This is a genomic window from Pseudomonas sp. MD330_10 (genome assembly GCF_042610415.1).
GTDB lineage: Bacteria > Pseudomonadota > Gammaproteobacteria > Pseudomonadales > Pseudomonadaceae > Aquipseudomonas > Aquipseudomonas rhodesiae.
This window is the reverse complement of sequence record NZ_JBHGZU010000035.1, coordinates 1-14,303: the sequence shown is the minus strand read 5'-3', so window position 1 is coordinate 14,303 and position 14,303 is coordinate 1. Positions and strand designations below refer to the sequence as shown.

At 60.5% G+C, this 14,303-nt stretch carries 9 protein-coding genes; 6 read left to right on the top strand and 3 right to left on the bottom strand.

What is annotated here, in order from left to right:
- Nucleotides 1–127: 127 nt before the first annotated feature.
- The gene (locus ACFZPT_RS26435; RefSeq protein WP_034115167.1) at nt 128–2,569 is read right to left on the bottom strand and encodes a Lon protease family protein; all 2,442 of its coding nucleotides are present in this window, start codon (nt 2,567–2,569) and stop codon (nt 128–130) included.
- Between the two features lie 267 nt (nt 2,570–2,836).
- Here ACFZPT_RS26435 and ACFZPT_RS26430 point away from each other — a divergent pair, with 267 nt between their 5' ends.
- The 5 genes from ACFZPT_RS26430 to ACFZPT_RS26410 all read left to right on the top strand — a co-directional run bounded on the left by ACFZPT_RS26430 (nt 2,837) and on the right by ACFZPT_RS26410 (nt 6,727).
- Entirely contained in the window at nt 2,837–3,325 is a 489-nt protein-coding gene (locus ACFZPT_RS26430) for a DUF3015 domain-containing protein (protein WP_016973832.1), read from the top strand.
- A gap of 91 nt (nt 3,326–3,416) precedes the next feature.
- On the top strand, nt 3,417–5,270 hold the full coding sequence (locus ACFZPT_RS26425; RefSeq protein ID WP_034115168.1) for a DUF4105 domain-containing protein: 1,854 nt from the start codon (nt 3,417–3,419) through the stop codon (nt 5,268–5,270).
- Nucleotides 5,271–5,361: 91 nt separating this feature from the next.
- On the top strand, nt 5,362–5,667 hold the full coding sequence (locus tag ACFZPT_RS26420) for a chorismate mutase (RefSeq protein ID WP_034100819.1): 306 nt from the start codon (nt 5,362–5,364) through the stop codon (nt 5,665–5,667).
- A gap of 135 nt (nt 5,668–5,802) precedes the next feature.
- Nucleotides 5,803–6,159 carry a hypothetical protein gene (locus ACFZPT_RS26415; RefSeq protein WP_034100821.1) on the top strand — a complete coding sequence of 119 codons (357 nt, stop codon included), beginning with the start codon at nt 5,803–5,805 and terminating at the stop codon, nt 6,157–6,159.
- A 70-nt stretch (nt 6,160–6,229) separates the two neighbouring features.
- Nucleotides 6,230–6,727 (top strand): GreA/GreB family elongation factor, encoded by a 498-nt coding sequence (locus ACFZPT_RS26410; protein WP_034100823.1) that lies wholly within the window; start codon nt 6,230–6,232, stop codon nt 6,725–6,727.
- On the opposite strand, the gene gdhA is transcribed toward ACFZPT_RS26410, so the two are convergent.
- Nucleotides 6,724–8,061: an NADP-specific glutamate dehydrogenase gene (gdhA, locus tag ACFZPT_RS26405; protein ID WP_034115169.1), complete on the bottom strand. Its 1,338-nt coding sequence runs from the start codon at nt 8,059–8,061 to the stop codon at nt 6,724–6,726. The genes ACFZPT_RS26410 and gdhA overlap by 4 nt on opposite strands.
- Nucleotides 8,062–8,359: 298 nt before the next feature.
- Nucleotides 8,360–10,024, bottom strand: coding sequence for an energy-dependent translational throttle protein EttA (ettA, locus tag ACFZPT_RS26400; RefSeq protein ID WP_034100827.1), 1,665 nt, complete (start codon nt 10,022–10,024; stop codon nt 8,360–8,362).
- A gap of 285 nt (nt 10,025–10,309) precedes the next feature.
- On the opposite strand from ettA, the gene ACFZPT_RS26395 reads away from it, so the two are divergent.
- The gene (locus ACFZPT_RS26395; RefSeq protein WP_034100829.1) at nt 10,310–14,161 is read left to right on the top strand and encodes a bifunctional diguanylate cyclase/phosphodiesterase; all 3,852 of its coding nucleotides are present in this window, start codon (nt 10,310–10,312) and stop codon (nt 14,159–14,161) included.
- Nucleotides 14,162–14,303 lie beyond the last annotated feature (142 nt).

The window sequence follows — 14,303 nt, the reverse complement described above, 5'->3', positions numbered from 1 at the left end:
TTATCCCGTCTGTGTTTTCACGAATTGAGTGCTTGGCATACTGGGGGCGTCCATGTATGAGCGGGCTTGCCCCGCGCGAGGCCGGCTCGCTCACCACACAAATCGGTGCATTCAGTGACATCGGCTGTTATGAAGCGGGTTTGGCCTCGGCCAGCGCCTGTTGCGCCAGTTCCTTCTCTGCTTCTTTGAGGTCGTCTTCACTGATCATTTCTGCAATCGCGCGCAAACGCTCGACCACCCGGGCGTTGACGGTGCCTTCCGGGAATTGCCCTTCGGCATCCGGCTCGCCGGCATCCTCGCCCACCAGCAGGCTCAAGGCTTCATCGGCCTGGCGTACCGCGTAGATGTGGAACTGCCCAGCCCGCACGGCCTGCAGCACCTTTTCATCGAGCATCAGTGTGGCAACGTTGGCCTGGGGAATGATCGCCCCCTGCTCACCGGTCAGCCCACGGGCTTCGCAGAGACGGAAGAAACCTTCGATCTTCTCGTTAACCCCACCCACCGCCTGCACTTCACCAAACTGGTTGATGGAGCCGGTGATGGCAAAGCACTGCTTGAGCGGGGTTTTCGACAGCGCCGAGATCAACGTGCACGCTTCGCCGAGGGACGCACTGTCACCGTCCACGTAGCCGTAGGACTGTTCCAAAGCGATGCTGGCCGAAATCGCCAGTGGGAATTCCTGGGCATAGCGGCTGCCCAGGTAACCGGTGAGGATCATCACGCCCTTGGAGTGGATCGGCTGGCCGAGGTTGACCTCACGCTCGATGTCGACAATCCCGCTGCCGCCGGGGTACACGGTGGCAGAAATCCGCGCCGGCACGCCGAACGCCGAGTCGCCCACTTCCAGCACCGTCAGGCCGTTGCACTTGCCGACCGCCGCACCGGCGGTGTCGATCAGGATCACCCCGGCGAGCATATCGTCGAGAATCCGCGCCGACACCCGCCCGGTGCGCGTGGCCTTAGCCTTGAGTGCGCGTTCGATATGGCCGGCGTCGGTCATCTCGTCGCCCGCCAGGTGACGAATGAAATCCGCCTCGCTGACCAATTGGAACAGATCACCAATACGCGCCGACAAACGCCCTTGATGCTCCGCCAGCCGCGCGCTGTAAGTGGCCAGGCGCGCCACGGCGTCGGATGTCAGCGGCGCCATACCCTCTTCCGAGGTGCGGGTTTTGAGCAACTGCGCGAACTGCTCCAGGCTTTCGTCGACCATCGGGATGTCTTCGTCGAAGTCCACCAGCACCCGGAACATTTCCTGGAAGTCCGGATCGGCGTCCTGCAACGCGTAGTACAACTGACGCGAACCGATAATGATGACTTTGACCTGCAGCGGGATCATCTGCGGGTTGAGGGTCACGGTGGCCAGACGCCCCAATTCGCCCAGCGGCGACTCCATTTTCAGCTTGCGCGACTGCAGGGACCGCTTGAGGGCGTCCCACACGAACGGCTCGCTGAGCATTTTTTCCGCTTCAAGGATCAGAAACCCGCCATTGGCGCGGTGCAACGCGCCTGCGCGCAGTTGGCGATAGGTGGTGTAGAGCGCGCCCTGATCGGTGCTGTATTCGATACGCCCGAACAGGTTGTCGTAGGTCGGGTGCGGCTCGAACACCACCGGTGCGCCGCCGTTGACCGGATGGCCCACCACCAGGCTCGGGCAGTACTGCTCTTCCAGCAGCTTGCGGGCCTGGGCATCGGTCTTGGCATCATCCACCAATTGCTCGACCACGGTCTTGAGCAGGTACACCTGCATGGCTTGCAGGTAACCGCAGACGGCCGCGTTTTCCGCGTACTTTTCCGACAGCGGCGCCAGCAATGGCTGAAGGGCCAGGGTGATGGTTTCTTCGTTGAACTGGCGCAGTTGGTTATTCGACTCGCGTTTCCACTGCGGCAGGCTGGCCAGCTCTTCGTTGAGGCGTTCTTCCAGCTCGGAAATATCGGTGTGAAAGCGCTCGCGGTCGGCTTCCGGCAACTGCGAGAACTCGGCCTCGTCCAGAGCCTTGCCGTCGAGCATCGGCGTGAACGCGATATTGGAGCTGTCGCGGTACAGCGCCACGTCTTTTTCCAGGGCCAGGCGTTCGATCACGTCCAGCGCTTTGTCGTAACGCTGGTTGAAGGCGCGGTCGATAGCGCTCTTGCGCTGCTGGTAGGTAGGGTGTTCGAACACGGCCGGGAACGTGGCCACCAGGTTGTCGATCAGCGCGTTGATATCGGTAATGAACGCTGCGCCTCCCCCGGCGGGCAACTCAAGGGCGCGCGGCTCGCGAGGTTCATCGAAGTTATTGACGTAAACCCAGTCCGACGGGGTTTGCAGGCGCTTGCCTTCGGCCTTCAGGTAGCGTTTGACGAACGAAAAGCGACCGGTGCCCGGCTCCCCCATGACAAAAACGTTGTAACCGGGGCGTGGCATGGCCACACCGAACTGCAAGGCTTCAACCGCGCGTTCCTGGCCAAGCACACCGCGAAAGGGCTCCAAATCATTGGTGGTCGAGAAGCTGAACTGTTCAGCGGAGAAAGGGCGAGTCAGCGCATCGGGCGCTAGACGCAGGCTGGCAGCAACAGGATCAGGCATCGGGCTTCCTTACATCAGGCGGGGCAGATAGCGGCATTCTGGCTCCCCCTTGCGCGCTCTGGCAAGGCGGGCCTCAGGGAAAGCATAGACGTGGGACGCCGCCGGCAGATATTTCATCAAATCGCCATCGGTTTTATAAAAACCCACGGAACCCTTCGAACGTGCCTAAACTCCAAACTGCGCGGGTTGGACTAATAACCGATCCCTAGGGCGCTATGAAGTGCCTGAACCCTTGTCCATTGGTTTGCACACAAAGAGAACAAAGCTATGAAACGGATCCTTCTCGGTACTCTCTTCACCGTCGTCTCCCTCAATGCAATGGCAGAAGCACCAGGTGGCCCGAACTGCGGTTGGGGCAACATGTTGTTCGAAGGCCAGCGCGGCACTCCGGCTCACTTCCTGGCTTCCACCACTAACGGCACCTCGGGTAACGCCACCTTCGGCATGACCTCGGGCACCAATGGTTGCAGCACCAACAGCGCGCTGACCTACGGCGGCAAGTCTTGGATTGCCATGAATGGCATGATGAACGAGCTGTCCGAAGACATGGCCAAGGGTAATGGCGAAGCACTGACCACCTACGCCGTGGTACTGGGTGTTGCGCCCGAAGATCGCGAGCACTTCGCTGCCGTGACTCACGAGCACTTCCAGCAAATCTTCAGCAAAGCTGACGTCACTGCTGACGACGTGCACAACAACACCCTCGCTGTACTGAAAAGCGATGCCCGTCTGGCGAAATACGCGACCCAGGCTTAAGCTCGACCGACCCGCGCCTCTCCAGGCGCGGGTTTTATTTTTGGGCCCGCCTCCCCTTTGGGTCTTTCTATTTCCGACTTAAGTTGCCTTTATGCTCAAACGAATTGCCTGCCTGGCACTCTTCGCCTGCGCCCCGCTGTATGCGGCCCCGCACCTTGATGATCAACGTTTGCAGCAATTGGCCAACGATCCGTTCTGGCTTTCCCTGGGCCATTACGAAGCCGGCAAGCTCAAAGGCTGGCGCAGTTATGTCAGCGATAAGAAATTTTTCCTGGCGGCCGATGGTGCTCACCATCCGGACGCGGAACTCAAGGCCACCGTCGACGCACTCTATGCGCCCGCCAGCTTGGGTGAAAAACACGCCCAATGCGTCTACCCCGCACGTACCCGCTGGCTCAAGGATCAGTTGCACCTGACCGACCTGCCCGCCGTGGACTGCGCCGAATTCAAGCAATGGTTCAAGGACGTCGCCCCCCACAGTGCGGTGATGATCTTCCCGGCGGCCTACCTCAACAGTCCGTCGTCGATGTTCGGCCACACGTTGTTGCGTATCGACCAGGCCGACGTGCAAAGCAACAACACCGCACTGCTTAGCTACGCGATTAATTTCGGCGCGTATATCGAAGGCTCGGACAACAGCATTCTCTACGCCTGGAAGGGCCTGATGGGCGGCTACCCCGGCCTTTTCGCGCTGGTGCCCTACCAGGAAAAACTCTCCGAGTACCGTAGCCTGGAGAACCGCGACCTGTGGGAATACCGCCTCAACCTTACCCAGGTCGAGACCGAGCGCATGGTCGAGCATGTGTGGGAACTCAAGCAGATCCAGTTCGATTACTTTTTCTTCGACGAAAACTGCTCTTATCGCCTGTTGGAACTGCTGCAAGTCGCCCGCCCCGGCCTGCGTTTGACCGAGCAATTCCCGCTGACCGCCATCCCCACCGATACGGTAAAAGCGGTGAAAGAAGCGGGTCTTGTAGAGAAAATCGACTATCGCCCGTCCCGCGAGCGCGAATTGCTTGAACGCGCCAAACCCTTGGATGGCGACGAGCAGCAATGGGTGCTCAAGATCAGCGACGACCAGAAGCAATTGCAGGAGCCGGCCTTCAAGGCCCTGCCCCGCGAGCGTCAGGCCCTGATTATCGACGCGGCTTATCGCCTGGGCCGCTACCGCGCCAATGGCCTGGAACGCGACACCGTCCGCTCCCAACGCAGCTTCGAGCTGCTGCGCGCGATCAACCAGAACCCTGCGCCCGACCTCAAGATCCAGCCGCCCGGCCTGCCGGAAGACGGCCATGAATCCCGCACCTGGCAAGCCGGTATCGGCACCCGTGGCGACAAGGCTTTCGGCGAATACGGCCTGCGCATGGCTTACCACGACCTCAACGACAACGCTGAAGGCTTCCCCCTCGGCGCGCAGATCGAAATCCTGCAAATGAAACTGCGCCAGTACGAAGGCAACCACTGGCAGTTGCAACAACTGGACCTGGCCACCATCCGCTCCCTGACCCCGCGCAACGCGTTGCTGCAGCCCTGGTCCTGGCAAGTCACCGGCGGCCTGGAACGCGTACCGGGCAAACACGACGACGAAACCCTGGTCGCCCATGTCAACGGCGGCGCCGGCAGCACCTGGCAACTGCGCGACGACATGCTCGGCTTCGCCCTCGGCACCGTGCGTGTGGAACACAACAACGACTTCAACGAAGCCATCTCCCCGGCCGCTGGCTTTAACACCGGCGTACTGTGGAAAAACCCGCTGGGCAACCTGAGCCTGGAAGCCAAAGGCGATTTCTTCACCAATGGCGAAGTGCGGCGCAGCCTCAGCCTCAACCAACAGTGGGAACTGTCCCGCAACCTGGGCCTGCGCCTGAGCGCCCAGCGCGAATACAGCCATCTATCCTCACCGGTCAATGAAGTGATGCTTGAAGTGAAGTGGTACCACTACTGACCAACGCCTGGCGAAAATCAAAAATGCGGGAAGGGGCAAGCACCCTCCCCCATTTGTTAGCATTGCCCGCACCATCAGGAGTTCACTCGACATGGCCGTTACCTGCACCACCCTTGAAGAAGTTCGAAACAATATCGACCGCCTCGACCAACAAATCGTCACTCTTCTGGCCGAACGCGGCCGCTACGTCTCCCAGGCCGCCCACTTCAAAAAAGATGCCGATGGCGTCAAGGCCCCACAGCGGGTCGAACAAGTGATCGCCAAAGTGCGCAACCTGGCGGAGGTGGCGGGCGCCAATCCGCAAGTCACCGAACAGGTTTATCGCGCCATGATTGCGGCGTTTATCCAGCAGGAATTGGCTGAGCACGCAGCGCTGACCACGCAGCAGGCGACCTAACCCCTAAAGCGGGCTGAGCAAAGATTTGGCCTCTACCGTTAAGGCCAACACATTTCTCACACCCCCTTCACATCCGTCCGACGAAACCCCTTCTAGACTTTCCCTATCAGCCGTAAAACGGCCAGGGAGTACGCCATGTGGCGGTATGCGGTCATGTTGTGGGCGGTAATGGGGTTGGCGGGTTGCCAGACGACCCATCAGGAATTGTTGGCCAAGGGTTATCCACCGGCCTTCGCCGATGGCTTTGACGATGGCTGCAGCAGCGGTCGCCAGGCGGCTGGGGTGATCAGTGGGGAGTTTCGCAAGAATGTGCCGCGCTATCTGCAAGAGCGGGAGTACGCCGAGGGCTGGGAGGACGGTTTTCGTCAGTGCAAGGCGATGCGGGAGAACGAAGAACTGCGCGATTACAAAGAGCGCCATTGGGATGAGCGCGAACGCGAGTGGCAGCAGGAGAAGGATCGCGATGCAGCCCGGGCCTATCGCTCGCAATAGGTCGCTTTCAGACATCCATCGAAACTAAAGCACAGCGAACATGGCCCAAGCTCCATAGAGGGAGATCATCATGAGCCGTGCTTTTGTAAATGAAGACAACGCCGCCGCCCAGGCCGATCAGCCGGTGGAGCGTCAAGTCAGTGAGCAACCCAACCGCCTGACCGCGCAAGGTCTGGCGCAGTTGCACGCCAAAGTCGCGCAGTTGCAGCAGGAACATGGCGCCGAATCCGCCAAGGGCGAGCAGGCCGATAAACAGCGCCAAGCCGACCTTGAGCGGGATTTGCGCTATTTCAACCAGCGGGTGCAAAGCGCCCAGGTGGTGGCGCCTGCCACGTCCACCGATCAGGCGCAGATCGGCAGCTGGGTCACCTTCGCCAACGAGCAGGATGAGCAGCAACGCATCCAATTGGTGGGTGAAGACCAGGCCGACGCCAGTGCAGGGTTGATCAACTGGGGCTCGCCCCTTGGCCGCGCGTTGCTCGGTGCGCGGGTCGGTGACGAGGTGCTCTGGAAGCGCCCCGTCGGCGATCAGTTGATCGAAGTGCTGCGCATCGACACCGAGGCCTAGACGATGCCTTGGGCCAGCATTGCGTCGGCCACTTTGACGAAACCGGCGATATTCGCGCCTTTGACGTAGTTAACCCGGCCGTTTTCTTCGCCGTAGTGCACACACGCGTGATGGATCGATTGCATGATGGCGTGCAGCTTGCTGTCCACCTCCCCGGCGGTCCACAGCAAGCGCATGGCGTTCTGCGACATTTCCAGGCCGCTCACCGCCACGCCACCGGCATTGGATGCCTTGCCCGGTGCGAACAGAATGGCTGCCTCGATAAAGATATCCACAGCCTCCAGCGTGGTCGGCATATTGGCGCCTTCGGCCACGCAGAGGCAGCCGTTACGCAGCAAGGTGCGGGCGGCGTCGGCGTCCAGTTCGTTCTGGGTCGCACAGGGCAAAGCGATGTCACAGGCCAGCGCCCACGGCGTTTGGCCTTTGCGGAACTCCAGGCCAAAGCGCTCGGCCAGTTCGCTGATACGGCCGCGCTGTACGTTTTTCAGTTCCAGCAGCGCCGACCATTGCTCCTCGGTCAAACCGCTTTCGGCGTACAGGGTGCCTTCGGAGTCAGACAGGGAAATCACCTTGCCGCCCAAGTCCATGACCTTACGCGCCGCGTATTGCGCCACGTTGCCGGACCCGGATACCGCGACGCGCTTGCCTTCCACGCGCTGGCCGTCGCGCTTGAGCATTTCTTCGGCAAAGTACACACAGCCAAAACCGGTGGCTTCGGGACGGATCAGGCTACCGCCGTAGGTCATGCCCTTGCCGGTCAGCACCGAGGTGAATTGGTTGCTCAGGCGCTTGTATTGACCAAACAGGAAGCCGATCTCCCGGGCACCCACGCCGATATCACCGGCCGGCACATCGACGTCCGCACCGATATGCCGATACAGCTCGCTCATAAACGCCTGGCAGAAACGCATCACCTCGGCGTCGCTCTTGCCCTTGGGATCGAAGTCCGACCCCCCTTTGCCGCCGCCCATGGGCAACGAGGTCAGGGAATTCTTGAAGGTCTGCTCGAAAGCGAGAAACTTCAAAACCCCCAGGTTCACCGACGGATGGAAACGCAGCCCGCCCTTGTACGGGCCGATGGCGCTGTTCATCTGAATGCGGAACCCGCGATTGACCTGGACCTTGCCGTGATCATCCACCCACGACACCCGGAACGTAATCGCACGCTCGGGCTCGCACATCCGCTCCAGAATGCCCGAAGTCAGATAGTGCGGATTGGCTTCGAGAAACGGCCACAGGCTGCGCAAGACTTCTTCTACGGCCTGGTGAAATTCCGGCTGATCAGGGTCACGTTTCTTTAGGCGAGCGAGGAAGGATTCGACGGATTCGATCATGAAAAGTCTCGGCAAATTGATTGTTTTTAAATGAGATTGGGCCGGACTTTAACAATTCATGTCGCACCGCGACAGGGCGAAATGTCGCTTTTGTGAATTTAAATGGTGCATTGGATGTAAATAAACCGGGGAAACGGGAGTTTTCTGCACTTTAAAGGGGATTGCCAGGCTAGGGGTCTGCACCGTCGAGGGAACTGCTATCGAGGTCAAGCCACCTCCCACATTTGATCGGTGTGGGTCAGGGGAATGTGCAAAAAAAACGGTGCCCGAAGGCACCGTTTTTTTAACCGGCCCGGGATCAGGCCAGTTTTTTGTGACGTACACGGTGTGGCTGGGCAGCGGCATCGCCCAGGCGCTTCTTGCGATCGGCTTCGTACTCGGTGTAGTTGCCTTCGAAGAACACCGCTTGGGAGTCATCTTCGTACGCCAGGATGTGGGTCGCGACGCGGTCAAGGAACCACCGATCGTGAGAGATCACAATGGCGGCGCCTGGGAAGTCCAGCAGGGCTTCTTCCAGGGAACGCAGGGTTTCGACGTCGAGGTCGTTGGACGGTTCGTCGAGCAGCAGGACGTTGCCGCCCTCTTTCAGGGTCAGGGCCAGGTGCAAGCGGCCGCGCTCACCACCGGAGAGGTCCTTGACGAACTTCTGCTGGTCGCCGCCCTTGAAGTTGAAACGGCCGACGTAGGTGCGCGACGGGATTTCATAGTTGCCGATGCGGATCTGGTCGGAACCGTCGGAAATCTGCTGGAACACGGTCTTGCTGCCGTCCAGGTCGTCACGGCTCTGGTCGACACAGGCCAGTTGCACGGTTTCGCCGATTTCGATGCTGCCCGAATCCGGGGTTTCCTTGCCCATCAGCATGCGGAACAGTGTGGATTTACCCGCACCGTTACCGCCGATAACGCCGACGATCGCGCCTTTTGGCATGGAGAACGACAGGTTGTCGATCAGCACGCGGTCGCCATAGCCTTTAGTGACGTTCTTGAATTCGATGACCTTGTCACCCAGGCGCGGGCCGGCCGGGATGTAGATCTCGTTGGTTTCGCTGCGCTTCTGGAATTCCTGCGACTGCATCTCTTCAAAGCGTTGCAGACGCGCCTTGGATTTGGACTGGCGGGCCTTGGCGCCTTTGCGCACCCATTCCAGTTCTTCCTTCATGGCCTTTTCGTGAGCCGATTGCTGCTTGGATTCGGCGGCCAGACGCTCGGACTTGGCTTCCAGCCAACCGGAGTAGTTGCCCTCGTAAGGGATGCCGGCGCCACGGTCGAGTTCGAGGATCCAACCCGCCACGTTGTCCAGGAAGTACCGGTCGTGCGTAATCGCAACCACGGTGCCCGGGAAATCGTGGAGGAAATGCTCCAACCAGGCGACGGAATCGGCGTCCAAGTGGTTGGTCGGTTCGTCGAGCAGCAGCATGTCGGGGGCCGACAGCAGCAGACGGCACAAGGCCACGCGACGCTTTTCACCACCGGACAGGTGTTCGACTTTGGCATCCCACGCCGGCAGGCGCAGCGCGTCGGCGGCGACTTCCAGCTGACGCTCCAGGTTGTGACCGTCGCCGGCCTGCAGGATGGCTTCGAGCTTGGCCTGTTCGGCGGCCAGTTTGTCGAAGTCGGCGTCCGGCTCGGCATAGGCGGCATAGACTTCATCCAGGCGCGCCTGGGCGTCCTTGATCACGCTGACGGCCTCTTCGACCACTTCACGCACGGTCTTGGCCGGGTCCAGCTGCGGCTCCTGCGGCAGATAACCGATGTTCAGTTCGGGCATCGGGCGTGCTTCGCCTTCGAACTCGGTGTCGACGCCAGCCATGATTTTCAACAGGGTGGATTTACCCGAGCCGTTGAGGCCGAGCACGCCGATCTTGGCGCCGGGGAAGAAGGACAACGAAATGTTTTTCAGGATTTCCCGCTTCGGAGGGACAACTTTGCCCAGCCGATGCATGGTGAAGACGTATTGAGCCATGGTGAACCTAGCGTCAGTGACTGATGAATTGAGCGGGCGAAGCCCGTGCCAGGCCATGCGCCGCGCGAGCCTTTGACTATCATCAATGCCAGCGAGCGGAAAAAGCCTGAATATCTGGGGCTGGAACGCCCCCGCGTAACCGGCAAAGCTACCTGAATGCGCTTGGTCAGTCCAGCCAGGCGGGACTGGCACTTTGCCACAACACAAGGCATGCTAGCCGCCCTCCGGGCGTCCGGCTTATAGTGCACGTCGCGCGCCAGTCCAGCCAAACCGCAGGATTACAGCTTGTCCAAAGTCACGCCGCCAACTCCCTTGCGCGCCGCTCATTTAGCGCCGGGAGCGCCCCTGCACGGTCCTCTTAAAGGCGCACTGGCGACGCTCGTCTTGCTGCTGCTCGCTTTATTGTTCTGGCAGTTGCTGGATCAACTGCAGCAAAACCAGAAAAACCAGCAGCAATACACCATCGACTACAGCGCCGACCTGGCCGAACAGATCAGCCTGAACATGGCCCTGAGCGCCAAAATCGCCCTGAACCTGCTGCCGATGGTCGAAGCACCGCGCGACCGCGAACAGCAACAGGCACTGATGCTGACCTTGCAACGCTCCTTGCCGGAATTACGCAGCGTGGCCCTGCTCGCCCCCAGCGGCGCGATGATCAGCGACAGCGCGCCCGATAGCCAGGACGCCGCCTGGCTCGAAGATCTGGTACAGCGCAGCCACGGCCAAGCCTATTACCTGAGCAACAACGACGACGGTTCGCTCATCTATCTGTTGCTGCACCAGCCAAGCGGCGGTTCCAGGGTGTACTGGGCGTTGCGGCTGGCACCGGAGTACCTGACCAACCTCACCCGCCAGGACAACCCGGGCCAGCGCCCGGCGTGGGCCATCGAGAACCGCCTCAACCACCGCGTGATCAGCCGTGACAGCGGCATGCCGGCCCAATGGACCAGCGCCCTGACCCCGGACGAATTGAACAAAAGTGTACTGGTCACGCCTCTGAGCAAAAGCGATTGGCAACTGCGCGGCCTGTTCGACCGCAGCGCCGTGCTTGAGGAACTGCTACCGGCGTTCATCGGCAAATGCCTCCTGGGCCTGGCCTTCTCGCTGGTCCCCGTGATCGTTCTGTTTAACATGCGCCGTCGTCAGCGCCAGGTGCATGAGGGACGCCGCCGTTACCAGGACATTTTCGAAGGCACCGGCGTGGCCCTGTGCGTGCTTGACCTATCCGGCCTCACCACGTTCTTTGAACGCGCGCACCTGCGCAGCCGCGAACAATTGAACGCCTGGCGGCATGCCAACCCGGACGACTATCGCCAACTGCTCGATGAGCTGCGCATCACCGAAGTCAACCAGGTCGCGGTACGCCTGCTCAACGTGGGTTCGTGCGAAGACGCCTGGGAACGCTTGATCAGCGATTGCCCGAACAACGTTACCTCCATCGGTTACCAGATCCTCGAAGCGGTCCTGACCCAACAGGACCAGTTAGAGCTGGAAATCCAGCTCAACGATGTGGCCGGCAACGATCAATACCTGTGGCTGGTGATGCGCTTGCCAGAGCAGCAGGACGATTTCAAGGCGGTGATTCTCAGTATCAGCGATATCACCAGTCGCAAGCTGATCGAACTGTCCCTGGTGGAGCGCGAAAGTTTCTGGTCGGACGTGGTCCGCACAGTGCCGGACCACCTGTATGTACAGGACGTGATCAGCCAGCGCATGATTTTCAGCAACCACCACTTGGGCCAGACCCTAGGCTATAACCGCGTCGAACTGCAGCAAATGGGTGAGTACTTCTGGGAAATCCTGCTGCATCCCGAAGACGCCGAGCATTATCACGACTTGCGCCAGCAGCAACGCCAGACCGGTTATGCCACCCAACTGCACTGCCAACTGCGCTTTCGCCATCGCAACAACCAGTGGCGACGTTTCGATATCCGTGAACAGGCCCTGGCCCGGGACAAAACCTCTCAAGTCACCCGCATTATCGGGGTGGCCAAGGACATTACCGACCAGATCGAAGCCAGCGAATCTCTGCGCGACAGCGAGCAGCGCTACCGCATGTTGGCCGAGAGCATCAGCGACGTGATCTGCTCCACCGACAGCAATTTGGCCCTTAATTACATCAGCCCTTCGGTCAACGCGGTGTTGGGCTATGACGTGGACTGGGTGTTCAAGAACGGCTGGCAATCGATCATCGCCAACCCGCAGCAACTGGCCGGCATTTACAGCCTGGTGGAACAGGTCAGCCGCGCCCTGGGCGACCAGGAGGCCCTGAGCAAGCTGCGCGATCAGGTGCAGACCCAACTGTTTCTGTTCGACTGCCTGCGCGCCGACGGTCGTAAAGTGCCGATCGAATTGCGGGTGGTGCTGGTGTGGGACGAGCACGGCACGTTCGAGGGCATCCTCGGCGTCGGTCGGGACATCAGCCAGCAACGCCGCGCGGAAAAAGACCTGCGCATGGCGGCCACGGTATTCGAGCACTCCACGTCGGCGATCCTGATCACCGACCCGGCAGGCTATATCGTGCAGGCCAACGAAGCGTTCAGCCGGGTCAGCGGTTATGAAGTGGCGGATGTGCTCGACCAGTTACCCAACATGCTCACCGTCGATGAGCAGCAGGAAGCCCACTTGCGCTATGTGCTCAAGCAATTGCATCAGCACAGCACCTGGGAGGGCGAAGTGTGGCTCAAGCGCCGCAACGGCGAGCATTACCCGGCCTGGGTGGGTATCACCGCCGTGTTCGACGATGAAGGCGATTTGGCCAGCTACGTGTGTTTTTTCAGCGATATCAGCGAGCGCAAGGCCAGCGAGCAGCGCATCCACCGCCTGGCCTATTACGACGCCCTGACCCACCTGCCCAACCGCACATTGTTCCAGGACCGCCTGCACACTGCGTTGCAGTCGGCCGAACGGCAGAAGTCGTGGGTGGTGCTGATGTTCCTTGACCTGGACCGTTTCAAACCGATCAACGACTCCCTGGGCCATGCCGCCGGCGACCGCATGCTCAAGGAAATGGCGACCCGTCTGCTAGGTTGTGTGGCCGAAGACGACACCGTGGCGCGCATGGGCGGCGACGAATTCACCCTGTTGCTGCAACCGCGGGTCAACCGTGAAATGGCGCTCAACCGCGCCATTCATGTGGCCGAGCAAATCCTAGCGAGCCTGGTGAGGCCGTTCGTGCTGGAGGGCCGCGAGTTCTTTGTGACCGCCAGTATCGGTATCGCCTTGAGCCCGCAGGATGGTAACGAGCTGAGCCAGCTCATGAAAAACGCCGACACCGCGATGTACCACGCCAAGGAACGCGGCAAGAACAACTTCCAGTTCTACCAGGCCGACATGAACGCCAGCGCCCTTGAACGCCTGGAACTGGAAAGCGACCTGCGCCACGCCCTCGACCAGAACGAATTCGTGCTCTATTACCAGCCGCAATTCAGCGGCGACGGCAAACGCCTGACCGGCGCCGAGGCGCTGCTGCGCTGGCGCCATCCGCGTCGCGGGCTGGTGCCGCCGGGGGACTTTATCCCCGTGCTGGAAGAGTTGGGCCTGGTAGTAGACGTGGGCGATTGGGTTATCGCCGAGGCATGTCGCCAGCTCAAGACCTGGCACCAGAACAAAGTCCGCGTGCCGAAAGTCTCGGTGAACATCTCCGCGCGGCAATTTTCCGATGGCCAACTGGGCACCCGCATCGCCACCATTCTGAAGGACACCGGCCTGCCGCCGGCATGCCTGGAGCTTGAGCTGACGGAAAGTATCCTGATGCGCGAAGTCAACGAAGCCATGCACATCCTCGACAGCCTGAAAAACCTGGGCCTGAGCATTGCGGTGGACGACTTCGGCACTGGTTACTCGTCGCTCAACTACCTCAAGCAGTTCCCCATCGATGTACTGAAGATCGACCGCACCTTCGTCGACGGCCTGCCGTCCGGCGAGCAGGATGCCCAGATCGCCCGCGCCATTATCGCCATGGCTCACAGCCTGAACCTGGCGGTGATCGCCGAGGGCGTGGAAACCCACGAGCAGTTGGACTTCCTGCGCGAGCATGGTTGCGACGAGGTACAGGGCTACCTGTTCGGGCGGCCAATGCCGGCGCATCGGTTCGAAGCGCAGTTCAGCAATGATGCGCTGTTCATGTTCGATTGAAGGGTGTGGCGCGGCCACAGGCCTCATCGGGGGCAAGCCCCCTCCCACATTTGAATGTATTCACAAGTGAAGTGCGCCCCAAAAGTTGGACAGTAATTGTCTAGGCTACAGCGGAACGGGCTCTGTACTCTACAGGGCTCAG